Source organism: Aeromonas sp. 30P (assembly GCF_051919805.1).
GTDB lineage: Bacteria > Pseudomonadota > Gammaproteobacteria > Enterobacterales > Aeromonadaceae > Aeromonas > Aeromonas veronii.
In genome coordinates, this window is the sequence record NZ_JBQBEA010000001.1 from 4,816,458 (window position 1) to 4,840,413 (window position 23,956).

A 23,956-nucleotide genomic window follows, 5' to 3' on the forward strand; every position below is an offset into this window, starting at 1 on the left:
ATGCCCCCGGTCAGACGATGGCGATGGGATGAGCATGAGCCGGGTGGCGAATGACCTCCATCGGGATGCCATAGATGGCGTTCAGGGTCTCGCTGGTCATGAGCCCCTCAGGTTCACCGTGGGTGAGCAGGCGGCCGGAGTGGAGCGCCACCAGCCGATCACAGAAGCGGGAGGCCATATTGATGTCGTGAATGACGATGATGACCCCAAGGTTGAGCTGACGGCTCAACTGCTTGACGAGCGTCAGCACCTCCACCTGATGGGCCACATCCAGCGCGGCCAGCGGCTCGTCCAGCAGGATAAAGCGGCTCTCCTGGGCCAGCAGCATCGCCAGCCAGACCCGCCCCCGCTCGCCGCCGGAGAGGGTATCCACCAGCCGATCGGCAAAGCGTTCGGTATGGGTAAGGGCGATGGCCCGATCGACCTGACGGTGATCCTCCGCCCCCATCCGGCCCAGCAGGCCACGCCAGGGGTAGCGGCCCATCTCCACCAGCTCCCGCCCGAGCAGATTCTCGGCGCTCGGCAGATGCTGGGGCAGATAGGCCACCTGACGGGCAAACTCCCGGTTGCCCCAGTCAGGCAGCGGCTTGCCATCGAACAGGATCTCGCCGTCGCTGAGGGGTTGCTGGCGTGCCAGCAGCTTGAGCAGGGTCGATTTACCCGAACCATTGTGGCCGATGAGGCCATAGACCTGTCCCTGCTCGAAACGCAGGTCGGTGGGGTGCAGCAGCGTGCGGTCACTGACCGTGAAGCTGGCTGATTTCATCTCGAACATAAGCAATTCCTGTGCTGGCTTGCCGCCAGTCTCATCGGTGCCGGTATCAAGCCGGCACCTCGCAATCCAGATGGGCGATCGCATCGCGGCTCACTTCGGCGCGGCGCGCCCCGGTCAGCTCAGTGAGCTGGCCCTGGCGCATCTCCAGCAGGCGATCGGCCAGCGGGAAGTAGTGATCGTCGTGGCTGATGGCGATCACCGTCTTGCCCATCTCCCTGAGGCGCGGCAGCAGTACCTGATAGAAGATGCGGCGGAACTGGGGATCCTGATCCGCGGCCCACTCGTCAAACAGCATCACTTCGCGCTGCTCGGCCAGCGCCAGCAGCAGGGCGACCCGCTTGCGCTGCCCTTGGGAGAGATCGATATCGGCGATAAAGCCATCCTCGATGGTGAGCTTGCTGCCCATCTGCAACCGCTCCAACCACTCGGCCACCAGCTCATCCTTGGGTTCCGGCCCCAGCAGGTGCTGGAACAGGTGATAGTCGGTAAAGATGGCGGAGAAGAGCGCCAGATAGCCATTGCGATCGGTGATCGGCTCACCATCCAGCAGGATCCGGCCCGATACCGGCTGGTAGAGGCCGGTCAACAGCATGGCCAGCGTCGACTTGCCGGATCCATTGCCACCGATGATGAAGATCTGCTCCCCCTTTTCGATGACCAGATCGATGGGGCCAACGGTAAAACCGCCCTCCCCCTGATAGTGAAAGCTCACCTGCTCCAGCTCGATACGCTGCCAGGGGCGGATGGCGGGCGGCAGCGGGAAGTCCGCATCCGGCTCGGCCAGATTGAGGGCGGCGATCTTGTCGAACGCCACCTGAGCGGCAAGCAGGGTCGGCAGGGCGCCAATCCCCTGCAACAGCGGGGTGCGCAGGAACAGCAGGGTCAGGGCGAAGGTGGCGGCCACATTGGTGTTGGCCCAGCCAAGGCCGTTGGCCAGAAAGAAGACCAGACCGATGGCCCCCAGCATCATGATATTCGACCAGTTCACCGCGCTCAGGTGATAGGTGTCGGCGCGAATGATCTGCTGGCGGTAGTCACGGGCATTTTGCTCATAGAGCTGGTGGTAAACGAAGTGAGCCCGCTCGCGGTTTAGCGCCAGCTCCTTGCTGCCGGCGATGATGGCCTGATAGTTCTGATAGAGCCGATCTTCGGCCTGACGCATGTGGGAGAGATGGCGATAAACACGGTTCACCAGCAACCAGCCCACCACCATGGTGAAGGTGACCCAGAGGGCGGTCACCCCGAGCAGGGCCGGAGAGAGACAGCCAAGATAGAGGGCAGAGCCCAGCGTGAGTACCAGCCCCTGCACCAGCTCAGGCAGGCGCACGAAGGCAATGGTGATCTGGCCGATATCGCTGGAGAGGGAGGCCAGCAGCGGCCCCTGACCTATCTGGCGAATGCGGGCGACATCGGTATCCAGCAGTTGCTTGAGCAGACGGCCGCGCAACCGGTAGACAAAATGGTGACCGAGAGTGGTCAGGGCCAGCTGAGATCCGAGAGTGATCACCAGCAGCAACACAATGAGGCCGACCAGCTGACCGAGGATCGGCAGCGGATCACCTATAGATTCGATAAGAGAGTGATTGATAAAAGCAATGACGCCAATCCCGCTGACGGCACTGAGCAGACTGAGCAGGGTGATGGCGATAAAAGGCCAACGATATTGGCGATAAACCAGAGACAAGAGTTCCATAGAGGACCGGTATTCCAGAGAGATCAGAACAACTGCGGGTGAAAAGAAGGGCGGGAACCCGGTTCCCGCCCGACTTCGATTACCAGCGGTAGTTGATGCTGCCCACTACGCTGCGCGGCTCGCCGTAGTAGCAGTAGTAGTCACAACTGGCCACGTAGGTTTCACCCAGCAGGTTGTTGACGTTGAGCTGGGCACGCCAGTTCTTGGCAAAGTCATACCCGATCATCGCATCCCACACAGTATGGGCCGGCACCTCGGCAGAGCCGTAGATGGGGGTGTAGTCCGCATTCACGGCGCCAATACCCACGCTGGAACCGATATAACGCACACCGGTCCCCAGCTCCAGACCCGAAGCCACCCCTTGCTGCACCTTGTAGTTACCCCAGAAGGAGGCCTGGTGGCGCGGGATCAGGCTGGCACGGCGATCGCCACTGCCGGTGTCGTTGGTTTTGGCATCTGTGTAGGTATAAGCAGCGGTCAGACGCAGCGCATCGGTCACCTGCACGCTCCCTTCCAGCTCAATCCCCTGAGAGGTCACTTCACCCGCCTGGGTCTGCTGGCCGGAACCGGTAGAGACCAGCGAGTTGGTCTGGGCCAGATCGAACAGCGCCAGATTGATGTAACCGTCGAGGAAGGCTGGCGCATACTTCACGCCAGTCTCGTAGAGCTTGCCCTTGAGCGGCTTGTAGGAGTTTCGGGTGTTAGGATCGATCCCCGGCAGCACCTCGAACGACTCGGCATAGGCAAAGTAGGGAGAGAGGCCGTTGTCAGCCAGATACATCAGGCTGCCCGAGAGGGAGAGCTCGTGATCGTACTGGCGCTCGTCCTTGCTGGTATTGGTGTTGTGGGTCTCCACATAGTCGAAACGGCCACCGGCAGTCAGCAACCAGCGATCGTCCCAGCGGATCTGGTGCTGGGCATAGAGGCCGCTCTGGCCCTTGCTGCTCTTCTGGTGAGTGGCGGTCGACTCATCAAAACCGGGGAAGCCGCTGTAATCCGGGTTCATGGTATTGATGGTGCCCATACCGTAGTTGTCGGCCTCGACCCCTTCATTGACATGACGCTGCAGATCAACCCCCAGCAACAAGGTCTGCTCGGTGCTGTCGGTGTTCCAGTAGCCCACCATCTGGTTATCCATGGTGGCACTCTTGGTATTGCCATCACGGTAAACCAGGCCACGACTGGCGGTTGTGCCTTCATAGGTCGGGAAGATATAGGTCTGGCGCAGCAGCAGATCGTTGTAGTTGAAGCGGACGTTCTGCTTGAACTCCCAGGTCTGGTTGAGCTGGTGGGCCAGCTCATAACCGGTGGAGATCTGGGTATTGCGGTTGCGATCGTAATCCGGTTGGCTCAGGTTGGTGGAGGGATCAATCTGGCCACCTGACGTATTCAGGGTGCCATAGACCGGGAAGAAGCCGTTGGTCGGGACCCCTTCGTCGTGCAGGAAACTGGCCAGCAGGGTCAGGCTGGTACGATCCGAAAGATCGAAGGTGACGCTGGGCGCCAGATAAACCCGATCGTTATAGGTGCCAGTGAGCACGCCATCACGCTCTTTATAAAGAGCAACCATGCGGTAGCGGCTGTTGTCGGAGAGCGCATCAGAGACATCCACCCCGACCTGACGGTGATCCCGGCTGCCAAGCTGCAGATCTACCTGCCCTTGCGGCGTGGCGGTCGGTCGCTTGCTGATGGCATTGATCACCCCGCCCGGAGGCGCCTCACCGTAAAGGATCGAGGCTGGCCCCTTCAGCACTTCCACACTCTCCAGACCGAACGGTTCCGGCGTCCAGACGTAGTAGCCGGTGCCAAACAAGCGGTTGCCATCCAGATAAGAGGCGGCATCGAAGCCACGCACCTTGAACCAGTCGGTGTTGTTGTCTGAGCCATAGAGGCCGGTCAATACGCCGGAACGGTAGCGAATCGCTTCATCCAGCTGCAACACGGCGTGCTGATCCAGCTCCTCGCGATTAACCACTGAGACGGCGCGAGGGGTCTCGGCCATCGGCACTTCCACCTTCATGGCCGTACCGGTCACCACCATGGTTTCGCTGGCTTTGGGCAGCTCAGCGGTGGTTTGTTCGGCCATCAGCGGCAGGGAGACGAGCAAACCGGAGAGCGAAAGCACGCCGAAGGCGCCCTTCTTGCCGGGTCCTGTAGTGTATTTTTGCGCAATCATATTAAAGTCTCGTTTATCAATGAGTTATGTTGTTTTAATTGTTATTTGTGGTCGTTTGTCACGACATCACCCTGTTCCATGGGCGAATAAAGCAGCGCAATCCTACTACAGGAGCCGTGATCGAATCGATTTAATAATTGCTAATCATTTGCATCTACATTGTTATCTAGCTGCATCGTTGGCAGGATTTCGCAGGGGATGGGAGTCATCAGGAGAGCTATGAGCGGTGAAGAAAATTGAGAGGAATATAAAGAAGCAGAAAAAAGATCGGCAGGATGGATCCGGTGGCCTTATCTGACTGGATCCATTATCCCCAAGCTTTATCCATATTTATCCACACCCTTTGGCGGTAGAATCCGGCTTTCCGTTTCTTTGTCTGAAATCAGGATCCATTCCATGGCCAAACTAAATCTCGTCGTCGGCTCCATGCTGGGCGCCGCCGAATATGTCGCAGACCACGTCGCCAACCTGCTGGAACAGGCTGGCCACCAGACCCGCATCCACAACCCGGCCAAGCTGGCAGAGGTGCTGGATGATGCGGGATCCATCCTGCTGGTGGTCACTTCCACCCATGGTGCCGGGGATGTGCCCGACAACCTGCAACCCTTCGCCAAGGATCTTGCCGAGCAGCATCCGGATCTTAATTCATTGAAATATGGCGTGATCGCCCTTGGCGACAGCAGTTATGACACCTTTTGCCAGGGTGGCAAGACGCTGGATCGGCTGCTGGCCGAGTGCGGTGCCAGCCGGATCGGCGAGCGGCTCGACATCGATGTGACCCAACACGAGATCCCCGAAGATGCCGCAGAAGTATGGATCCGCGACTGGATGATGATGATCGCCTGATCAGCGTACGGGAGATCCTGAAAAAAAGCTTGATCTCCCCACTTATCCCCAGATCGACTATCCACCATGTTATTAACAGATTGATCCGGGGGAGTTGTTCTACAAGGTTACCCACAACGCCCAGGGGTAATGTGCATAACTACGGTGTAAAGCTCTGCAAAACCTATAGTTATCCATGTATTAGATCCAGACTGATAGACCTCTGTGTATAAAAGTCCTGGTTATCCCCTCGTTCACCGGGCCAGGATCCAAGCTTTTCCACAAGCTAGGATCGTCCTTAAATTAATGATCTTTATGATCAAAAAGTGCTTATCAACAGAAAGGGCAGATCCTAATAAGAGATCCAGTAAAAGATCGATCTAAAGATCCTTAAGATCTAATTAGTGGATCCTCCCTTCATACTGAACGTTAAGTAGACGTTCCCCTCAGGACGCGAAACAGATAGAATGTTCCGCCCTTTAGCCCAGGCAAATAAAGATCTTCAGGCGTGCAGATCAAGGTGATCCCAATGCAATACCATGAACAATTTGATGTGATCGTCGTCGGTGGCGGTCATGCCGGAACCGAAGCAGCAACAGCGGCAGCCCGTATGGGCATGAACACCCTGCTGCTGACCCACAATATCGATACGCTGGGACACATGTCCTGTAATCCGGCGATCGGCGGGATCGGCAAGGGACACCTGGTCAGGGAAGTTGACGCACTCGGCGGGATCATGGCGCGTGCCATTGATCTTGGCGGGATCCAGTTCCGCACCCTCAACTCCTCCAAGGGCCCGGCAGTGCGAGCCACTCGTGCCCAGGCTGATCGCCTGCTCTACAAGGCCGTCGTTCGCCAGATGCTGGAGAACTACCCGAACCTGAAGATCTTCCAGCAGGCCTGTGACGATCTGATCATGGACGGGGATCGTGTTGCCGGTGTGGTCACCCAGAGCGGGATCCGCATCAGCGGCAAGACAGTGGTGCTGACGGTCGGTACCTTCCTGAACGGTTTGATCCACATCGGGATGGAAAACTACAAGGGCGGTCGTGCCGGGGATCCTCCCTCGATCGCCCTGGCCCAGCGCCTGCGTGAACTGCCGCTGCGCATCGATCGTCTCAAGACGGGCACCCCGCCGCGCATCGATGCCCGCAGCGTCGATTTCTCCGTAATGCAGGAGCAGCACGGCGACGATCCGCGCCCCGTCTTCTCGTTTATCGGCAATGCCAGCCAGCATCCCCGTCAGGTGCCCTGCTACGTCACCCACACCAACGAGCGTACCCACGAAGTGATCCGCAATAACCTGGATCGCAGCCCCATGTACGCCGGGGTGATCGAAGGGATCGGCCCGCGCTACTGCCCGTCGATCGAAGACAAGATCACCCGTTTCGCCGACAAGACGGCGCACCAGATCTTCGTCGAACCGGAAGGCCTGACTACCCACGAACTCTATCCGAACGGGATCTCCACCAGCCTGCCGTTTGACGTGCAGGTGCAGATCGTCCGTTCCGTGCGCGGCTTCGAGAACGCCCACATCACCCGCCCCGGCTATGCCATCGAATATGATTTCTTCGATCCGCGGGATCTCAAGGCCAACATGGAAAGCAAGTGCATTCCAAACCTGTTCTTCGCCGGCCAGATTAACGGCACGACCGGTTACGAAGAAGCGGCGGCACAAGGCTTGATGGCGGGTCTGAACGCGGCACTGCGTGCCCAGGACAAGGATCCCTGGAACCCGCGTCGGGATCAGGCCTACATGGGCGTGATGATGGACGATCTCTCCACTCTGGGGACCCGCGAGCCTTACCGCATGTTCACCAGCCGCGCCGAATATCGCCTGCTGCTGCGGGAAGACAACGCCGATATCCGCCTGACTGCCATCGGTCGCGAACTGGGTCTGGTGGATGACGAGCGCTGGAGCAAATTCAACGCCAAGATGGAACAGGTCGAGCTGGAGCGTCAGCGCATGCGTTCAACCTGGATCCACCCGCAACATCCGTCACTGGAGGCAGTCAACGCCCTGGTCAATACCCCGCTGACCCGCGAGCAGAGTCTGGAAGAGCTGCTGCGTCGCCCCGAGGTGACCTATGATGCGCTGATGGCCATCGAAGGGGTTGGCCCCTCCGTGACCGATCCTGCCGCGGCCGAACAGGTTGAGATCCAGATCAAGTACGCCGGTTACATCGAGCGTCAGCACGATGAAGTGGAAAAGCAGCTGCGCAACGAGAACACCTTGTTGCCGCTGGATCTGGACTATCGCGAGGTGAACGGCCTCTCCAACGAGGTGAAAGCCAAGCTGAACGATGCCAAGCCGCAGACCATTGGTCAGGCTTCCCGCATCTCCGGCATCACCCCGGCGGCCATCTCCATCCTGCTGGTTCACCTGAAAAAACACGGCCTGCTGCGTAAAACCGCCTGAGGAATCCCATGTTGGAAAGATTGAACGGCCTGCTCAAGCAGGCCGAAATTGTTATCACCGATACCCAAAAGAGCCAACTGGTGCAGTTGGTCGAGTTGCTGCACAAGTGGAACAAGGCTTACAATCTCACCTCGGTGCGAGATCCGGACGCCATGCTGGTCAAGCATATCCTCGATAGCCTGGTGGTAAGCCCCCACTTGCACGGTGAGCGCTTCATCGACGTGGGGACCGGTCCCGGCCTGCCGGGATTGCCGCTGGCGATCATCAATCCGGACAAGCAGTTCGTCCTGCTCGACAGTCTGGGCAAGCGGATCAACTTCATCCGTCAGGTGATCCAGGAGCTGGGTCTGACCAATGTGACGCCGGTCAAATCCCGGGTTGAAGAGTATCAACCCGAGGTGGGATTTGATGGTGTACTGAGTCGGGCATTTGCCTCGCTGGAGGACATGCTGAGCTGGTGTCACCACCTGCCGTCAGAACAGGGTTGCTTCCTGGCGCTCAAGGGACAATATCCCGAGCAGGAGCTGGCCCAGTTGCCTGCCAATATCCGTCTGGTAGCCTGTCATGAGTTGCGGGTGCCGGAGCTGGAAGGTGAACGTCATCTGCTGGAATTCAAACATATCCAGCCCGAATAGGGTCGCAGTTTCATTTAGGGGATCGTGTGGGAAAAGTCATCGCCATAGCCAACCAGAAGGGTGGAGTGGGTAAAACCACCACCTGTGTGAATCTGGCCGCCTCCATGGCTGCCACCCGGCGCAAGGTGCTGGTGATCGATCTGGATCCGCAGGGCAATGCCACCATGGGCAGCGGTGTCGACAAGTATGACGTCGAGCGCACCGCCTATGAGCTGCTGATCGAGGATGCCCCCATCAGCGAAGTGATCATCCCCGAAACTACCGGGGGTTATCACCTGATCGCCGCCAACGCCGACGTGACCGCGGCTGAAATCCGTCTGATGGAATTTTTCGCCCGCGAGATCCGCCTGCGCAATGCGCTGGCCTCGGTGCGGGACAAATACGACTACGTCTTCATCGACTGCCCGCCCTCTCTCAACATGCTGACCGTGAACGCCATGGCCGCCGCCGACTCCGTGCTGGTGCCCATGCAGTGCGAATATTACGCGCTGGAGGGGCTCACCGCCCTGGTCGACACCATCAGCAAGCTGGCCGCTGTGGTCAATCCGGATCTCAAGATCGAAGGGGTGCTGCGCACCATGTTCGATCACCGCAACCGGCTGGCCAATGACGTGTCCGATCAGCTAAAACAGCACTTTGGCGACAAAGTCTACCGCACCATCATTCCCCGCAACGTTAGACTGGCGGAGGCCCCGAGTTTCGGTGCCCCGGCCATGCACTATGACAAATCATCGGTGGGCGCCAAGGCCTACCGCACTGGCTGGCGAGATCCTGCGCCGCCAGGAGCAGGAACGTCAGGCGACCATCGCAGACCGAGAGAGCATATGACTCCGAAAAAACGTGGACTGGGCAAGGGGCTGGATGCCCTGCTCAGTACCAGCACGGCTGCCCGCCAGAAACAGGTGATGAGCGATCAACGTACTGAAGAGGCCATGGCCCCCACCAATCAGGGCGAGCTGCGCAAGCTGCCGGTGGAGTGGTTGCATTCCGGCAAGTACCAGCCCCGCAAAGACATGTCCCAGGATGCGCTGGAAGAGCTTGCCAACTCCATCCGCGCCCAGGGGGTGATCCAGCCCATCGTGGTACGCCCTCTCGGCGAACAATCCTTCGAAATCATCGCCGGTGAACGGCGCTGGCGCGCGTCCCAGCTGGCGCGGCTTGAGGTGGTGCCCTGCATCGTCAAGGATGTACCCGACGAGGCTGCTGTCGCCATCGCGCTGATAGAGAATATTCAGCGGGAAGACCTCAATGCCATCGAAGAGGCGGTCGCTTTACAAAGACTGCTGACCGAATTCGAACTCACCCACCAGCAGGTGGCCGAGGCGGTGGGCAAGTCCCGCACCACGGTGACCAACCTGTTGCGTCTCAACCAGCTCAACGACGACGTGAAGCGTTTCGTCGAGCATGGCGACCTCGACATGGGCCATGCCCGTGCCCTGCTGGCTCTGAGCGGCCAGGCCCAGTCTGAACTGGCCAAGCTGGTTGCCCAGAAAGGGCTGACCGTACGCGATACCGAGAAGCTGGTGCAAAAAGCGCTCGAACCGGCAAAAGCCAGGGTCGAACCGGCCCGTGATCCGCAGATCGGCTACCTGGAGCGCCAACTGGCAGAAAAAATTGGCAATCAGGTGCAACTTCAGCCTGGCAAGCGGGATAGCGGGAAGTTAGTAATAAGTTACGAGAATTTGTCCGATTTGGACCGTATATTGGGCTATTTTGGCGTGTCGGAATCGTGATTTTTACGCTTTTTGTAGTAATAAAACATCCATTCCTTTTGATATGACCATAACCCTGATTTGCCGCGGAAAGCCGCAAAAATTAAGGATTTTTGTCATATTGCAATAGCTGCCCTCAAGGGTATAATTTGACCGGCTTTAAGAGCTGTTAACATGGGGTCTTCGGATCCCGATTTTTTACAGTTCTGTAATGTTCAGGGGTAGGTTGGTGAAGCAGAAAATAGCCTTGGAAGGTTTGACACTGGCCTTGGTTATGCTCGTTTGTCAGCTCATCCTGATCCTGGCGATGAGTGCCGTCTGGTTTTACCTGACTGGTGCCAGCGCCGGTTATTCCGCCCTCTACGGAGGGGGGATGTACTGGGTTCCTCAAGCCTTGTTTACTGTCTGGGTGCTGCGCCGCAAGGTGACAACCGAGAGTGTGGGCCTGGTTTTGCGGGACTTTTATGGTGGGGCAGGGATTAAGCTCATTTCTACAACAGGTCTATTCGCCCTGATGTTTGGTGCGGGAGTCGAGGTCGTACCGTCTCGTTTTTCGCCACTTATATCCTCGCCCTCGTTGTACAGTGGATGGTTTCATTCACGCTTAACAACCACTATTAGGAAAACTCATGTCTGCAACCGGAGAAGTCCTGACTCCTCAGGGATATATCTCCCACCACCTGACCCACCTTCAAGTCGGGTCCGGGTTCTGGACGGTCAATATCGACTCAATGGTATTTTCCGTCGTGCTAGGCGCCCTGTTTATCCTGCTGTTCCGCAAAGTAGCCGTTAACGCTACCAGCGGGGTGCCGGGTAAGCTGCAGTGCTTTGTGGAGATGCTGGTCGAGTTTGTGAATGGTAACGTCAAAGACATCTTTCACGGTCGCAACAAGGTCATCGCACCTTTGGGGCTGACGGTGTTTGTGTGGATCTTCCTGATGAACTTCATGGATCTGATCCCCGTTGACTTTATCCCTCACGCTGCACAATTGATGGGTATTCCCTATCTGCGTGTGGTTCCCTCTGCTGACGTTAACATCACCATGTCCATGGCTTTGGGCGTGTTCTTCTTGATCCTGTATTACAGCATCAAGGTCAAGGGTATCGGCGGGTTTGTGAAGGAGCTGACGCTTCAGCCTTTCAACCACCCGGCGGCCATCCCGGTTAACCTCATCCTGGAAACTGTTACGCTGATTTCCAAACCTGTTTCTCTGGGTCTTCGACTGTTCGGCAACATGTATGCTGGCGAACTGATCTTTATCCTGATTGCTGGTTTGTTACCCTGGTGGTCACAGTGGATCCTGTCCGTGCCTTGGGCAATTTTCCACATCCTGATCATCACTTTGCAGGCATTCATTTTCATGGTTCTGACCATCGTCTATCTGTCGATGGCGCAGGAAGACCATGGTTGATGCAACTCAAATAATCCTTTTTATACAATCAATTACATCTAAATAACTGGAGATCCTCATGGAAAACTTGAACATGGACCTGCTGTACATCGCTGCTGCAATGATGATGGGTCTGGCTGCTATCGGCGCTTCCATCGGTATCGGTATCCTGGGTGGCAAGTTCCTGGAAGGTGCTGCTCGTCAACCGGATCTGATCCCTGTTCTGCGTACCCAGTTCTTCATCGTAATGGGTCTGGTGGATGCGATCCCGATGATCGCCGTTGGTCTGGGTCTGTACGTGATGTTTGCGGTTGCTGGCTAAGTCGTTACGACTCTCCAGGCATAACCCATTAACTAACTTAAGAGGACATCGGCTGTGAATATCAATGCCACCCTCCTCGGCCAAGCAATTGCTTTTTTCTTCTTCGTAGTGTTTTGCATGAAGTACGTATGGCCGCCGCTGATTGCAGCCATCGAAGCCCGTCAGAAAGCTATTGCTGACGGTCTCTCTTCTGCCGAGCGTGCCAAGAAAGATCTGGATTTGGCCAAGGCCAACGCCACCGATCAGCTGAAAGAAGCCAAGCTGCAGGCTGCTGAAATCATTGAGCAGGCTAACAAACGTAAAGCCCAGATCATTGATGAAGCTGCCGCTGGTGCCCAGTCTGAGCGGGAAAAAATCCTGGCTCAGGGCCGTGCCGAGATCGAAGCTGAACGTCATCGTGCCAAAGAAGAACTGCGTAAGCAGGTTGCTGCTCTTGCCATTGCTGGTGCAGAGAAGATCCTGGCGCGTCAAATCGACCAGGCTGCCAACAGCGACATCGTCGACAAACTGGTAGCAGAACTGTAACGGGAACGGGGCTATGTCTGAACTGACTACAATCGCTCGCCCCTACGCCAAGGCTGCTTTCGAGTTTGCCGTTGAGCACAAGGCGGTTGACCAGTGGCTGGGTATGCTCGGTTTCGCTGCGCAAGTAGTGGAAAACGAGACCATGCACAACCTGGTAAACGGCTCTGTGGCCGCCGAAGAGCTGGCAACGCTGTTTGTCGGTGTCTGCGGTGAGCAACTCGACGTGCATGGCCAGAACCTGATCCGGGTGATGGCCGAGAATGGTCGCTTGGGTGTGCTGCCGGCGGTCGTTGCTGAATTTGTAGCGTTCAAAGCTGAACTGGATAAAGAGGTTCAGGCTGACGTGATTTCGGCGATCGAACTGACCGACCAGCAGAAAGCCAATATTCAGGCTTCTCTGGAACAACGTCTCGCGCGCAAAGTGAAGCTGAATTGCAGCATCGATGCGTCCTTGATGGCCGGGGTGCTCATCAAGGCCGGTGATCTGGTAATCGACGGCACAGTCCGCGGTAAGCTGGATCGCATGGCTGACGCGCTGCAATCTTGATTGGGGTATTAGAGCATGCAACTGAATTCCACTGAAATCGCCGAGCTGATCAAGCAGCGCATTGCGCAGTTTGATGTAAAGAGCGAAGCGCGTAACGAAGGTACTATCGTCTCTGTGAGCGACGGTATCATTCGTATTCACGGCCTGGCTGATGCCATGCAGGGTGAGATGATCGAGCTGCCGGGCAACCGCTACGCTCTGGCATTGAACCTGGAGCGTGACTCCGTCGGTGCGGTGATTATGGGTTCCTATGACGGTCTGTCAGAAGGAATGAAAGTAAAAGGTACTGGCCGTATTCTGGAAGTGCCGGTAGGTCGTGGTCTGTTGGGCCGGGTGTTGAACACCCTGGGTCAGCCGATCGACGGTAAAGGTCCGATCGACAACGACGGCTTCTCGCCGATCGAAGTGATCGCACCGGGCGTTATCGAGCGTAAGTCTGTTGACCAGCCGGTCCAGACCGGTCTGAAAGCCATCGATGCCATGATCCCTATCGGTCGTGGCCAGCGTGAGCTGATCATCGGTGACCGTCAGGTTGGTAAGACCGCCATCGCGATCGACACCATCATCAACCAGAAAGATTCCGGCATTAAGTGTGTCTACGTTGCGATTGGCCAGAAGGCCTCCACCATCGCCAACGTGGTGCGCAAGCTGGAAGAGCACGGCGCCCTGGCCAACACCATCGTGGTGGTTGCCTCTGCCTCCGAAGCGGCTGCTCTGCAGTACCTGGCTCCGTATGCCGGTTGCTCCATGGGTGAGTACTTCCGTGACCGCGGTGAAGACGCGCTGATCATCTATGATGACCTGTCCAAGCAGGCCGTAGCTTATCGCCAGATCTCCCTGCTGCTTCGCCGTCCGCCAGGACGTGAAGCTTACCCGGGTGACGTTTTCTATCTGCACTCCCGTCTGCTGGAGCGTGCTGCTCGCGTTAACGCCGAGTACGTAGAGAAGTTCACCAAGGGTGAAGTGAAAGGCAAAACCGGTTCTTTGACCGCACTGCCAATCATCGAAACCCAGGCGGGTGACGTATCTGCGTTCGTTCCGACCAACGTGATCTCCATCACCGATGGTCAGATCTTCCTGACTTCACAGCTGTTCAACTCCGGTATTCGTCCGGCGGTTGACCCGGGTATCTCCGTATCCCGTGTAGGTGGTGCTGCTCAGACCAAGATCGTCAAGAAGCTGTCCGGTGGTATCCGTACCGCGCTGGCCCAGTATCGCGAACTGGCTGCATTCGCCCAGTTCTCTTCCGATCTGGACGAGGCGACTCGCAAGCAGCTGGATCACGGTGTGAAAGTGACCGAGCTGATGAAGCAGAAGCAGTACTCTCCGCTGAGCGTGGCTCACCAGTCTCTGGTGCTGTTCGCCGCCGAGAAAGGCTATCTCTCCGATGTCGAGCTGAACAAGATCGTCGACTTCGAAGCCGCTCTGCTCTCTTACGCCAATACCCAGCATGCCGAGCTGATGGCTGAAATCAATGCCAAAGCCGACTACAACGACGCGATCGTTGGCAAGCTGACTGCGTTGCTGGATAGCTTCAAAGCAACCCAGACCTGGTAAGCGTGTGTGGCAGCGTGAGCTGCCACTTGATGGAGAGTAAGAGATGGCCGGCGCAAAAGAGATACGTAACAAGATCGGGAGTGTGAAAAACACTCAGAAGATCACCGGCGCTATGGAAATGGTGGCAGCAAGCAAAATGCGCCGTGCGCAGGAACGCATGTCTGCCAGCCGTCCGTACGCTGAAACCATGCGCAAGGTGATCGGCCATATCGCTCAGGGGAACTTGGAATACAAGCACCCCTACCTCATCGAACGTGAGGTCAAGCGAGTGGGTTACATCGTCGTCTCCACCGACCGTGGCCTGTGTGGTGGTCTGAACATCAACCTGTTCAAGGCTGCCCTCAATGATATGAAGCAATGGAGCGCGAAAGGTGCCAAGGTTGACCTGGCACTGATCGGTAACAAGGCCTCCAACTTCTTTGAACGGCACGGCGCCAAGGTTAAAGCTCATGTCGCAGGACTGGGCGATAGTCCGAGCGTCAATGACCTGATTGGTTCAGTCAAGGTCATGCTGAAGGCTTACGACAACGGTGAGATTGACAAGCTGTATCTGGTGTACAACAAGTTCGTCAACACCATGGTGCAGCAACCACGGGTCGATCAACTGCTGCCTTTGCCCGTAACTGAAGACAGCAAGCTCGCCAAGAAACACCACTGGGATTACCTCTATGAGCCGGATCCCAAGAAGCTGCTGGATACCCTGCTGGTTCGCTATGTCGAATCTCAGGTTTACCAGGGTGTAGTGGAAAACTTGGCAAGTGAACAGGCAGCCCGAATGGTTGCCATGCAAGCCGCGACTGACAACGCCGGTAACCTGATTAACGATCTGCAACTGGTATACAACAAGGCCCGTCAGGCCAGTATTACCCAGGAGCTGACAGAGATCGTATCCGGTGCTGCTGCGGTGTAAGGCAAGGGTTATCAAAGGTTTAGAGGATTTGACATGAGTAACGGTTTCATCGTCCAAATCATCGGCGCTGTGGTGGACATCGAGTTCCCGCAGAATGCCGTGCCCCAGGTGTACGATGCACTGAAGGTCGTTAGCGAAGGTCAAGGCCAGGGTCTGGTGCTGGAAGTTCAGCAACAGATCGGTGGCGGCGTCGTTCGTTGCATCACCATGGGCTCCTCCGACGGTCTGCGTCGTGGGTTGGAAGTAGTGAATAGCGGTAAATCCATCCAGGTTCCGGTCGGTACTGCGACTCTGGGTCGGATCATGAACGTACTGGGTGAGCCAATCGACGAAAAAGGTCCGATCGGTGAAGAAGAGTGCTGGTCTATCCACCGCGCTGCCCCCAGCTACGAAGATCAGTCCAACAGCAACGATCTGCTGGAGACCGGCATCAAGGTTATCGACCTGGTATGCCCGTTCGCCAAGGGTGGTAAGGTTGGTCTGTTCGGTGGTGCCGGTGTAGGCAAAACCGTAAACATGATGGAGCTGATCCGTAACATCGCGATCGAGCACAGTGGTTACTCTGTGTTCGCCGGTGTTGGTGAGCGTACCCGTGAGGGTAACGACTTCTACCACGAGATGATGGAGTCCAACGTACTGGACAAAGTATCTCTGGTTTACGGCCAGATGAACGAGCCGCCCGGAAACCGTCTGCGCGTTGCGCTGACCGGCCTGACCATGGCCGAGAAGTTCCGTGACGAAGGTCGTGACGTGCTGTTCTTCGTAGATAACATCTACCGTTACACCCTGGCCGGTACCGAAGTATCCGCACTGCTGGGCCGTATGCCTTCCGCAGTAGGTTACCAGCCGACCCTGGCCGAGGAGATGGGTGTTCTGCAAGAACGTATCACCTCCACCAAGACCGGTTCCATCACCTCCGTACAGGCCGTTTACGTGCCTGCGGATGACTTGACCGACCCGTCTCCGGCGACCACCTTCGCCCACCTGGATGCGACCGTTGTACTGTCCCGTCAAATCGCGGCACTGGGTATCTACCCGGCCGTTGACCCGCTGGACTCTACCTCTCGTCAGCTGGATCCGCTGGTGGTTGGCAAAGAGCACTACGAGACCGCTCGTGGCGTTCAGACCGTACTGCAGCGCTACAAAGAGCTGAAGGACATCATCGCCATCCTGGGTATGGATGAACTGTCAGAAGAAGACAAACTGACCGTAGCCCGTGCCCGTAAGATCGAGCGTTTCCTGTCCCAGCCGTTCTTCGTAGCAGAAGTGTTTACCGGTTCTCCGGGTAAATACGTGCCGCTGAAAGAGACCATCCGTGGTTTCCAGGGCATCCTGAAAGGCGAGTATGACGATCTGCCCGAGCAGGCGTTCTACATGGTTGGCGGTATCGACGAAGTCGTCGAGAAATCCAAGAAACTGTAAGCCTCGACAGGAGGGCCCATGGCAGAGATGATCTCCTTTCACCTGGATGTGGTGAGCGCCGAAGGAAAACTGTTTTCCGGTCGCGTGCAATCCGCTCAGGTATCAGGCTCCGAAGGTGAGTTGGGTCTCCGCCACGGTCATGCTCCGTTGCTGACTGCCATCAAGCCGGGCCTGGTCCGCTTGGTGAAGCAGAACGGAACTGAAGAGGTGCTGTACATCTCCGGCGGTATGCTGGAAGTACAACCTGAATCCGTGACCGTGCTGGCGGACACCGCGATTCGTGCTGACGACTTGGATGAGGCGAAAGCCCAGGAAGCCAAGCGCGCAGCCGAAGAGCGGATCCACAGCTCCCATGGTGATATCGACTACGCCCAGGCCGCCACCGAGCTGGCCAAGGCGATGGCTCAACTGCGAGTCATCGATATCGTCAAAAAGAATTACCGCTAATAACGGTGATGTAAAAAGCGACCTTCGGGTCGCTTTTTTTTTACCCGTTGGATAGACTCCGCCGAGTATTTCTCATGTTCCAAAGGCCAATTTATGTCCCTCAACGTCGTGATCCTGGCGGCGGGTAAAGGTACCCGCATGCGCTCTTCCCTGCCCAAGGTACTCCACCCGGTAGCCAACAAACCCATGGTTTCCCATGTGATCGATACTGCCCGTCAGGTCGGTGCCGAGCAGCTGCATCTGGTCTATGGCCACGGTGCCGAGCTGCTGAAAGAGCGGATCGTGGCGGCCGATGTGAATTGGGTGCTGCAGGCGCAACAGCTGGGGACCGGTCACGCCGTCGCTCAGGCCATCCCGTTCTGGAAGGATGAAGAGGACGTGCTGGTGCTCTACGGCGATACCCCGCTGATCCAGCCCGAGACCCTGCAGCGCTTGCTCGCCGCCAAAGCGGAAAACGGGATGGCACTGCTGACCGTGGTGCTGGACAACCCCACCGGCTATGGCCGCATCGTCCGTGAAAACGGTCTGGTGGTCGGTATCGTCGAGCAGAAGGATGCCAATGCCGAACAGCTGGCGATCCGTGAGGTGAATACCGGCGTGCTGGTGGCCAACGGCGGTCAGCTGCGTAGCTGGCTATCCCGTCTGGACAACAAGAATGCCCAGGGCGAATTCTACCTGACCGACGTGATCGCCATGGCGCACGCCGATGGCTGCCCGATTGCTGCGGTCCATCCGGTGCGCACCGCCGAGGTGGAAGGGGCCAACAACCGGGTGCAGCTGGCTGCCCTTGAGCGCAGTTACCAGCAGATGCAGGCCGAGAAGCTGATGATCGCCGGTGCTACCCTGATCGACCCGTCCCGCTTCGATCTGCGCGGAACCCTCGAGATTGGTGAAGAGGTGGTGATCGACGTCAACGTGATCATCGAAGGCAAGGTAACCCTCGGCAACCACGTCCGTATCGGTGCCGGTGCCGTGCTGAAGGATTGCGTGATCGGCGATCACACTGAAGTGAAGCCCTACTCCATCGTTGAAGGGGCTCAGGTGGCAGATCAGTGTTCGGTCGGCCCGTTTGCCCGTCTGCGCCCGGGCGCGGTGCTGGAACAGGATGCCCACGTTGGCAACTTCGTCGAGATGAAGAAGGCCCGCCTTGGGGTTGGCTCCAAGTGCGGCCACTTGACCTATCTGGGTGATGCCGAGATCGGAGCCGGGGTGAATATCGGTGCCGGTACCATCACCTGCAACTACGACGGGGTCAACAAATTCCAGACCATCATCGAGGATGACGTGTTCGTCGGTTCCGATACCCAGCTGGTGGCGCCAGTGCGCATCGGCAAGGGTGCGACCTTGGGGGCGGGTTCTACCATCACCAAGGATGTGGCTGAGAACGAGCTGGTGATCACCCGGGTGCCCCAGCGTCACATCAAAAACTGGGCTCGCCCGGTCAAGAAGAAGTGATGCCCGATCAATAAAATAGAACCGGCGCCTGATGGCGCCGGTTTTTTTGGCTTATGACTTATGGCTGGGGTCACTGGTCGATGGCTGGGGGGCCGCCCATGTGGTGGCGGGTGTGCTGTAATCCATCACCTGATACCAGTCGAGCTTGCGGGTCAGCAGCATGATCAGCGCCAGAGTGGCGAACAAGAGCAAGGCGCCGAGCAGCAAGGCGATCTCTTCGGCCTGCAGCAGGCTGTAGAGGATGGCATAGACCAGCCCGAGCAGCGCTGCGAAGCCGATCCCCTGCTTCGGGCCACCCAGCACATGACTGAGGTAGAAGCCGTTGAGCAGCACGCTGGCCAGCGCGGCTACCAGATAGGCCCAGCCAAAGCCGAGGTGCTCGGTCAGGGCCAGCAGCACCAGATAGAAGATAGCCAGCCCCATGCCCACCAGCGCGTACTGGATCGGGTGAACACGCAGCCCCTTGAGCAGCTCGAACATGAAGAAGCTGATAAAGGTGAGACCGATGAAGAGCAGAGCATACTTGGCCGCCCGCTCGTTGAGCTGATAGTGATCCACCGGCTGCACCAGACTGACGCTGAAGGTGGAGAGATTGCTATCGCCCCCGTTCATCATCCGGTTGAAGCGGGTCTCCATGTCGCTGGCGAACCAGCTGGTTTGCCAGTTGGCCTCAAACCCTTGTGGGCTCAGGGTGCGACTGCCCGGCAGAAAGTCACCGATAAAGTTGGGGTGGGGCCAGTTGCCCGCCAGCTGCAGGGTGCTCTCCTTGCCCAGCGGGACTATGTCGAGGGTGTTCATCCCCTGTAGATTGAGCTCCAGATGGAAGGTGCCATCCTGCTGCGGCAGGCTGTCGATCGGGGCATGGATACCCGCGAGCGCATCACCGAGGCGGGCGCCGGGGGCAAACGGGATCCGCTGTGTGCCGAGTTGCAGTTCGGGGACGCTGTTGATACCGCGGGCATCGGAGAGCACCAGGCTCAGGTAGGGTTTGCCCGCCACCAGCTCGGCCGTCTCACCGAGCGGTGAGGTCGCGTCATTCAGCAGACTCTGCTGGGTTGGCAGGTGGCCGGAGAGGGTGAGTCGGATCTGATAGACCTGCGCCTGATAGATGCCCAGCTTGCGCGGGGTGACCTCCATGTTGGCCTTGATATCCAGTTGCTCCGGCAGCAGGTAGCGGTAGAGCTGCTCCTGACGGACGAAACGCTTGCCATCCTGCTCGACCGTCACCGAACGGGTATAGGGCTGTACGATAATGGGCCCCATCAGCCGTTGCGGGCCGCTGCTGCTGGCCATGATGCTGTGAATGGCCTGACTGCGGTAAGCCTGACGCTCCCGGTTCAGCTCCATGATGGATTGCACTGGCACCATCAACAGCAGGCTGAGCAACAGCAGCAGAAATATCTTGTGGGTGAATATCTGTTTGACCATGACACGTCTCCTTGTTGGATGGAGTGAGTCTGTCAGTCTGGCGTGAAGTGGTGATGGGCTTGTGTGAAGTGGCGGTGAACTGCTGCAAAACGGCGCCATCAGGCGCCGCGGGATTGTTCAGGGGCGGGAGCGCACCAACCGAGCGGCTTGTGCGAAACGATCGGTGTGGCCGTCGATGAGTCCGTGCATAAAGTCGATGTAATAGACCAGTTCCGGCATCTCCTCAATGGAGCTGGAGGTCCAGTAGGGGGCTGAATTTTCCCCGTTGTCATGGATATCGGAGAAGAAGCGCGGGTCTGTCATCGGCGCCCGGCAATTTTCGTCGAGCAGGGTGAAGAGCTCCTCGATGGTGGGGAGTCGCCACCCCTCGCCAAGGCGGGCTGCTTCATCTTTGGCTTCAAGCAGCGTCAGCAGGGCCGGTGTGCCCACGCACCCTTTCCCCTCCTGCCACTGGCTGCCGAGGCTGCACGCCTGCCATTCGAGCTGGTTTAGCCGATCATGGATGACTTCTCCCTGCCGTGTCAGGCGGTCGGAGAGATCACAGGCAGCCAGCGCCATGCTGGCCGGAAGCCAGAGCAGCAATAGAAATAATTTCATGTTTGTCTCGTTTACGAATGGCGGTCAGCCCGTCGCTGGTGGGCTGACCGTGGTTATCGGGGGTTATCTGGGGGGAAGCGAGATCACTGCTTTTTAAGTTGTGCAGGCAGGGCGGCCAGCACCTCTTCTTTAGCCTTGATAGAGGCGAACTGCTTGCCGGGCTTTTGCACCACGGTATGGACGAAGATCAGTTGCTTGCCCGGTTTGCTGGCCCAGCCGACGAACCAGCCGATCTGCTGATCGCGGTTGAGGCTGCCATCCAGCTTCTTCGGGTAGCCCATGCCGGTTTTGCCGTGGATCTGCCAGCCGTCGATCTCGCTCACCTTGAGGATATTGGCGGTGTACTGCAGGGTCTGCGCCGAGACCGGCAGCTTGCCGCTGAGCATCTTGCCGAGGAAGCGGGCCTGTTCCTCCGGACTGATGGCGAGGCTGGAGCTGAGCCAGGCCTGGGTCAGGCCGTCATGTTTGCCCGGATTACCGGAGAGATCCCGATTGCCGTAGTCGAAGCGGTCGACATATTGCTGGAAGCGCTCCATCCCCAGCCATTCGGTGAGCTGCTGGGAAAACCAGACCACCGAGTAGGTTTCCCAGCGGCGCGGGGTGGTGGTTTCACGCCAGGCGGGCAGCCAGCCGTCATAGCTCGGTTTGTAAGGCAGTGCCGGATGCTCTTCATCAACCAGATAGCCACTGTCGTAACCCATCAGCGCCAGCGGGATCTTGAAGGTGGACGCGGGCGGCAGCTGGCTGGAGCAGTCCCCTTCACTGGAGAGGGTCTGGCCGTTGCCGTCAGCATAGAGAAAGCAGCCGCTGGCGGCGGAGGCAGGCAGGGCTGCGAGCAGACCGGCAGCCAGCAGGCTGGAGAGAAGCAGGCGGGACATAGCATTTCCTTGAGCAAATGGATGAGAGAAAGCGGCAGTCTAATGCCGCTTTGTGTGGGGAATGTGAAGTTGCGGGGGTGACTAGGCGAACGGCAGCCAGAGTTCCGCCAGCGCGCCTCCCTCTGGCCGGTTGCTCAGGATCAGACGACCGCCATGCTGGTGGGCTACTTCATGGGCGAAGCTGAGCCCCAGACCACTGCTCTTGCCTTTGTCCGGGCGCGGCAGGGAGTAGAAGCGCTCGAAGATGCGCGGCAATGCGTAGTTGGGAATGCCGGGGCCGCTGTCGGTGACCCGAAAACAGTAGCCCTCCTCCTGCTGGCTGCCGCTCAGGGTGACCTGCCCGTTGGCGGGAGAGAAGTCGATGGCGTTATCCAGCAGGTTGCCGATGGCCTGCTCCACCAGCAGCGGATCCCACTTCTGTTTCGGTGCGCTGGCCAGCTCGGCTACCAGCACCACCTGACGGCGCTGGGCAATTATCTGGCGGGCATCGAGGGTGCGCTTGCCCAGTTTTGCCGGTTCCACCGACTGGCGATCCAGCCCCTGCCCCGACTCCAGCCGTGCGAGTTGCAGCATTCGCTCGATCAGCTGCTGCATGCGGGCACTCTCCTGATTGATGTTGCCGATAAAGCGTTTGGCAACTTCGGGGGGAGGCGTTTCGGCCAAAATCTCCCCTGCCCCGCGAATAGCGGCCAGCGGGCTCTTCAGCTCGTGGGTCAGGCTGTGCACATAGGCTTCTATGTAGCTTTTGCCATCGAGCTGGTGGCGCATGGTCTCCAGCGAGCGGCCGAGCCGATCCAGCTCGACGGTGTGCAACTGCGGCAGCGGTGCCGCCTCCCCCTTGCTGACCGAGTCGGCGTAGTGCACCAGCTTGCCGATGGCGCGGTTGAGCCACCACACCAGCAGGCTGCCGATCAGCAGCGAGATGAGCAGCATCTGGCCGCCGGCCCGCAGCAGCTCCTGTTCCCCCCGCTCGATGGCGGGCATCAGGGTGCGGTTGGGTTTGGCGACGGTGAGGGAGCCGATGATCTCGGCCCCTTCCCGCAGCGGCGCCGCCACATACATGGTCGAGCTGGCGGCATCGTCGGGATCGGTGCGGGTGCTGCGGGCGCCATACTGGCCGCGCAGGGTGCGGTAGACATCGTTCCAGCGGGAATAGTCCTTACCCAGATCTGTACCGTCGGAGTCGTAAATCACCATGCCTTGCCGGTCAGTGACATAGATGCGGTACTCCGCCTGCTGCTTGAGGTGGCCATCGATCATCGCATTGATGGGATTCTGGTTGAGGCGGGCGAAGGCGCTGGCCAACCGCCCGTTCATCATATTCCCCTCTTTCAGATCATCGAGCGCCAGCGGCGCCAGCAGCTGGGTCATGTCTACCAGAGTATCCTCGGTGGCGCTGCGCACTCCCGGTTTTATCTCCTCGACGAAGATCTCCAGCACGAACCAGGCGGCCAGCGCGAAGATCAGCAGCAGGCCGCACAGCAGTTGCAGTCCGAGTCTCATGCCAGCTCCAGGCTGTAGCCCAGCCCGCGATGGGTGAGGATCAGGTTAGCTTCTGGATCATGTTCGCGCAGCTTGGCGCGGATGGTCTTGATATGGGTATCTACGGTGCGATCCAGACTCTCCTCCGCATCCTGCCACACCAGATCCATCAGCTGCTGGCGGGAGTAGACCCGCCCCGGCGCCAGCATCAGGGTCTTGAGCAGCAGATATTCGTAGCGGGTGAGGGCCAGCGGCTGGCCGCGAAAGTGAATGCGGGCCCGCTCCTCATCCAGTACCAGCAGGGCGCTGGGCTGGGGGGCGACGGGCTGGCTGCGGCGCAGGATGACCCGCACCCGGGCACACACTTCCCGTGGCGAGAAGGGTTTGGCCACATAGTCGTCGGCACCGATCTCCAGCCCGATCAGCCGGTCTATCTCCTCGCTGCGGGCGGTGAGGAACATCAGGGGGATATCGGTCAGCGCCCTCACCTGCTTGCAGAGTTCGAAGCCGCTGATGTCGGGCAGCCCCACATCGAGGATCAGGAAGTCGGGTCGCGTCTGTTCCAGTCGTGTCAGCAACTGCTGGCCCAGCATGAACCACTCCACCTCGAACCCGTCGGTCTGCAGGGCATAAATCAGGGTGTCGGCGATGCTGGCCTCATCCTCCACCAGCCAGATGACTCTCTTTTGCATGGCATCCTCGTCGCAAATTGGCACCCCATTCTGGCATCGAACCAAATCGGATCCTATTTGCTGTTTTA

General features: G+C 58.3%; 21 protein-coding genes and 2 pseudogenes. 15 read left to right on the top strand and 8 right to left on the bottom strand.

Features of this window, described 5'->3' with window-relative positions; translation table 11 throughout:
* Positions 1 to 10 precede the first annotated feature (10 nt).
* From ACTG2B_RS22965 to ACTG2B_RS22975, 3 genes are all read right to left on the bottom strand, one after another.
* Positions 11 to 775 carry an ATP-binding cassette domain-containing protein gene (locus ACTG2B_RS22965; RefSeq protein WP_439996892.1) on the bottom strand — a complete coding sequence of 255 codons (765 nt, stop codon included), beginning with the start codon at positions 773 to 775 and terminating at the stop codon, positions 11 to 13.
* Positions 776 to 821: 46 nt separating this feature from the next.
* Positions 822 to 2,468 carry a multidrug ABC transporter permease/ATP-binding protein gene (locus ACTG2B_RS22970; protein ID WP_439996893.1) on the bottom strand — a complete coding sequence of 549 codons (1,647 nt, stop codon included), beginning with the start codon at positions 2,466 to 2,468 and terminating at the stop codon, positions 822 to 824.
* 79 nt (positions 2,469 to 2,547) lie between these two features.
* Positions 2,548 to 4,644 (bottom strand): TonB-dependent siderophore receptor, encoded by a 2,097-nt coding sequence (locus ACTG2B_RS22975; protein WP_139444453.1) that lies wholly within the window; start codon positions 4,642 to 4,644, stop codon positions 2,548 to 2,550.
* Between the two features lie 396 nt (positions 4,645 to 5,040).
* On the opposite strand from ACTG2B_RS22975, the gene mioC reads away from it, so the two are divergent.
* From mioC to glmU, 15 genes and pseudogenes are all read left to right on the top strand, one after another.
* Positions 5,041 to 5,490: an FMN-binding protein MioC gene (gene mioC / locus ACTG2B_RS22980; RefSeq protein WP_234603301.1), complete on the top strand. Its 450-nt coding sequence runs from the start codon at positions 5,041 to 5,043 to the stop codon at positions 5,488 to 5,490.
* Between the two features lie 508 nt (positions 5,491 to 5,998).
* Positions 5,999 to 7,888 (top strand): tRNA uridine-5-carboxymethylaminomethyl(34) synthesis enzyme MnmG, encoded by a 1,890-nt coding sequence (gene mnmG, locus ACTG2B_RS22985; RefSeq protein WP_005357220.1) that lies wholly within the window; start codon positions 5,999 to 6,001, stop codon positions 7,886 to 7,888.
* An 8-nt stretch (positions 7,889 to 7,896) separates the two neighbouring features.
* A complete protein-coding gene (gene rsmG, locus ACTG2B_RS22990) occupies positions 7,897 to 8,523 on the top strand; it encodes a 16S rRNA (guanine(527)-N(7))-methyltransferase RsmG (RefSeq protein ID WP_005339331.1) in 627 nt (208 codons plus the stop codon).
* Positions 8,524 to 8,549: 26 nt separating this feature from the next.
* Positions 8,550 to 9,351, top strand: a pseudogene (locus tag ACTG2B_RS22995) (ParA family protein).
* On the top strand, positions 9,348 to 10,256 hold the full coding sequence (locus tag ACTG2B_RS23000) for a ParB/RepB/Spo0J family partition protein (protein ID WP_043820679.1): 909 nt from the start codon (positions 9,348 to 9,350) through the stop codon (positions 10,254 to 10,256). The pseudogene ACTG2B_RS22995 and the gene ACTG2B_RS23000 overlap by 4 nt, the downstream one beginning before the upstream one ends.
* 190 nt (positions 10,257 to 10,446) lie before the next feature.
* Positions 10,447 to 10,856: pseudogene (locus ACTG2B_RS23005) on the top strand (ATP synthase subunit I).
* 8 nt (positions 10,857 to 10,864) lie between these two features.
* Positions 10,865 to 11,647 (top strand): F0F1 ATP synthase subunit A, encoded by a 783-nt coding sequence (gene atpB / locus ACTG2B_RS23010; RefSeq protein WP_005339335.1) that lies wholly within the window; start codon positions 10,865 to 10,867, stop codon positions 11,645 to 11,647.
* A gap of 58 nt (positions 11,648 to 11,705) precedes the next feature.
* A complete protein-coding gene (gene atpE / locus ACTG2B_RS23015; protein WP_005307205.1) occupies positions 11,706 to 11,948 on the top strand; it encodes a F0F1 ATP synthase subunit C in 243 nt (80 codons plus the stop codon).
* Positions 11,949 to 12,002: 54 nt separating this feature from the next.
* A complete protein-coding gene (atpF, locus tag ACTG2B_RS23020) occupies positions 12,003 to 12,473 on the top strand; it encodes a F0F1 ATP synthase subunit B (RefSeq protein ID WP_005339336.1) in 471 nt (156 codons plus the stop codon).
* A gap of 13 nt (positions 12,474 to 12,486) precedes the next feature.
* Positions 12,487 to 13,020 carry a F0F1 ATP synthase subunit delta gene (gene atpH, locus ACTG2B_RS23025; RefSeq protein WP_005339341.1) on the top strand — a complete coding sequence of 178 codons (534 nt, stop codon included), beginning with the start codon at positions 12,487 to 12,489 and terminating at the stop codon, positions 13,018 to 13,020.
* 15 nt (positions 13,021 to 13,035) lie between these two features.
* The gene (gene atpA, locus ACTG2B_RS23030; protein WP_005339342.1) at positions 13,036 to 14,577 is read left to right on the top strand and encodes a F0F1 ATP synthase subunit alpha; all 1,542 of its coding nucleotides are present in this window, start codon (positions 13,036 to 13,038) and stop codon (positions 14,575 to 14,577) included.
* A gap of 43 nt (positions 14,578 to 14,620) precedes the next feature.
* Entirely contained in the window at positions 14,621 to 15,487 is an 867-nt protein-coding gene (atpG, locus tag ACTG2B_RS23035) for a F0F1 ATP synthase subunit gamma (protein ID WP_005339343.1), read from the top strand.
* Between the two features lie 33 nt (positions 15,488 to 15,520).
* Positions 15,521 to 16,909, top strand: a complete 1,389-nt coding sequence (gene atpD, locus ACTG2B_RS23040; RefSeq protein ID WP_005339344.1) for a F0F1 ATP synthase subunit beta — start codon at positions 15,521 to 15,523, stop codon at positions 16,907 to 16,909.
* Positions 16,910 to 16,927: 18 nt separating this feature from the next.
* Positions 16,928 to 17,356, top strand: coding sequence for a F0F1 ATP synthase subunit epsilon (locus ACTG2B_RS23045; RefSeq protein ID WP_005339345.1), 429 nt, complete (start codon positions 16,928 to 16,930; stop codon positions 17,354 to 17,356).
* 93 nt (positions 17,357 to 17,449) lie between these two features.
* Entirely contained in the window at positions 17,450 to 18,811 is a 1,362-nt protein-coding gene (glmU, locus tag ACTG2B_RS23050; RefSeq protein WP_439996894.1) for a bifunctional UDP-N-acetylglucosamine diphosphorylase/glucosamine-1-phosphate N-acetyltransferase GlmU, read from the top strand.
* 51 nt (positions 18,812 to 18,862) lie between these two features.
* On the opposite strand, the gene creD is transcribed toward glmU, so the two are convergent.
* The 5 genes from creD to blrA all read right to left on the bottom strand — a co-directional run bounded on the left by creD (position 18,863) and on the right by blrA (position 23,888).
* Entirely contained in the window at positions 18,863 to 20,239 is a 1,377-nt protein-coding gene (gene creD, locus ACTG2B_RS23055; protein WP_439996895.1) for a cell envelope integrity protein CreD, read from the bottom strand.
* A gap of 117 nt (positions 20,240 to 20,356) precedes the next feature.
* Entirely contained in the window at positions 20,357 to 20,836 is a 480-nt protein-coding gene (locus ACTG2B_RS23060) for a DUF1566 domain-containing protein (protein ID WP_346213058.1), read from the bottom strand.
* An 83-nt stretch (positions 20,837 to 20,919) separates the two neighbouring features.
* A complete protein-coding gene (blaOXA, locus tag ACTG2B_RS23065) occupies positions 20,920 to 21,714 on the bottom strand; it encodes an OXA-12 family class D beta-lactamase (protein ID WP_123172075.1) in 795 nt (264 codons plus the stop codon).
* Positions 21,715 to 21,795: 81 nt separating this feature from the next.
* Complete coding sequence (blrB, locus tag ACTG2B_RS23070) at positions 21,796 to 23,217, bottom strand: beta-lactam sensor histidine kinase BlrB (protein ID WP_439996896.1); 1,422 nt, start codon at positions 23,215 to 23,217, stop codon at positions 21,796 to 21,798.
* Positions 23,214 to 23,888: a beta-lactam response regulator transcription factor BlrA gene (blrA, locus tag ACTG2B_RS23075; RefSeq protein ID WP_013724228.1), complete on the bottom strand. Its 675-nt coding sequence runs from the start codon at positions 23,886 to 23,888 to the stop codon at positions 23,214 to 23,216. Before blrA ends, blrB begins: the two co-directional genes overlap by 4 nt.
* Between the last annotated feature and the right edge of the window lie 68 nt (positions 23,889 to 23,956).

Coding starts and splice junctions, on each gene's coding strand:
- ACTG2B_RS23000 (WP_043820679.1), top strand. CDS start 9,348: ATGACTCCGAAAAAACGTGGACTGGGCAAGGGGCTGGATGCCCTGCTC.
- atpB (WP_005339335.1), top strand. CDS start 10,865: ATGTCTGCAACCGGAGAAGTCCTGACTCCTCAGGGATATATCTCCCAC.
- ACTG2B_RS22975 (WP_139444453.1), bottom strand. CDS start 4,644: ATGATTGCGCAAAAATACACTACAGGACCCGGCAAGAAGGGCGCCTTC.
- ACTG2B_RS22965 (WP_439996892.1), bottom strand. CDS start 775: ATGTTCGAGATGAAATCAGCCAGCTTCACGGTCAGTGACCGCACGCTG.
- ACTG2B_RS23045 (WP_005339345.1), top strand. CDS start 16,928: ATGGCAGAGATGATCTCCTTTCACCTGGATGTGGTGAGCGCCGAAGGA.
- ACTG2B_RS22970 (WP_439996893.1), bottom strand. CDS start 2,468: ATGGAACTCTTGTCTCTGGTTTATCGCCAATATCGTTGGCCTTTTATC.
- glmU (WP_439996894.1), top strand. CDS start 17,450: ATGTCCCTCAACGTCGTGATCCTGGCGGCGGGTAAAGGTACCCGCATG.
- atpA (WP_005339342.1), top strand. CDS start 13,036: ATGCAACTGAATTCCACTGAAATCGCCGAGCTGATCAAGCAGCGCATT.
- mioC (WP_234603301.1), top strand. CDS start 5,041: ATGGCCAAACTAAATCTCGTCGTCGGCTCCATGCTGGGCGCCGCCGAA.
- atpG (WP_005339343.1), top strand. CDS start 14,621: ATGGCCGGCGCAAAAGAGATACGTAACAAGATCGGGAGTGTGAAAAAC.
- ACTG2B_RS23060 (WP_346213058.1), bottom strand. CDS start 20,836: ATGAAATTATTTCTATTGCTGCTCTGGCTTCCGGCCAGCATGGCGCTG.
- creD (WP_439996895.1), bottom strand. CDS start 20,239: ATGGTCAAACAGATATTCACCCACAAGATATTTCTGCTGCTGTTGCTC.
- blaOXA (WP_123172075.1), bottom strand. CDS start 21,714: ATGTCCCGCCTGCTTCTCTCCAGCCTGCTGGCTGCCGGTCTGCTCGCA.
- blrB (WP_439996896.1), bottom strand. CDS start 23,217: ATGAGACTCGGACTGCAACTGCTGTGCGGCCTGCTGCTGATCTTCGCG.
- mnmG (WP_005357220.1), top strand. CDS start 5,999: ATGCAATACCATGAACAATTTGATGTGATCGTCGTCGGTGGCGGTCAT.
- blrA (WP_013724228.1), bottom strand. CDS start 23,888: ATGCAAAAGAGAGTCATCTGGCTGGTGGAGGATGAGGCCAGCATCGCC.
- atpD (WP_005339344.1), top strand. CDS start 15,521: ATGAGTAACGGTTTCATCGTCCAAATCATCGGCGCTGTGGTGGACATC.
- atpE (WP_005307205.1), top strand. CDS start 11,706: ATGGAAAACTTGAACATGGACCTGCTGTACATCGCTGCTGCAATGATG.
- rsmG (WP_005339331.1), top strand. CDS start 7,897: ATGTTGGAAAGATTGAACGGCCTGCTCAAGCAGGCCGAAATTGTTATC.
- atpH (WP_005339341.1), top strand. CDS start 12,487: ATGTCTGAACTGACTACAATCGCTCGCCCCTACGCCAAGGCTGCTTTC.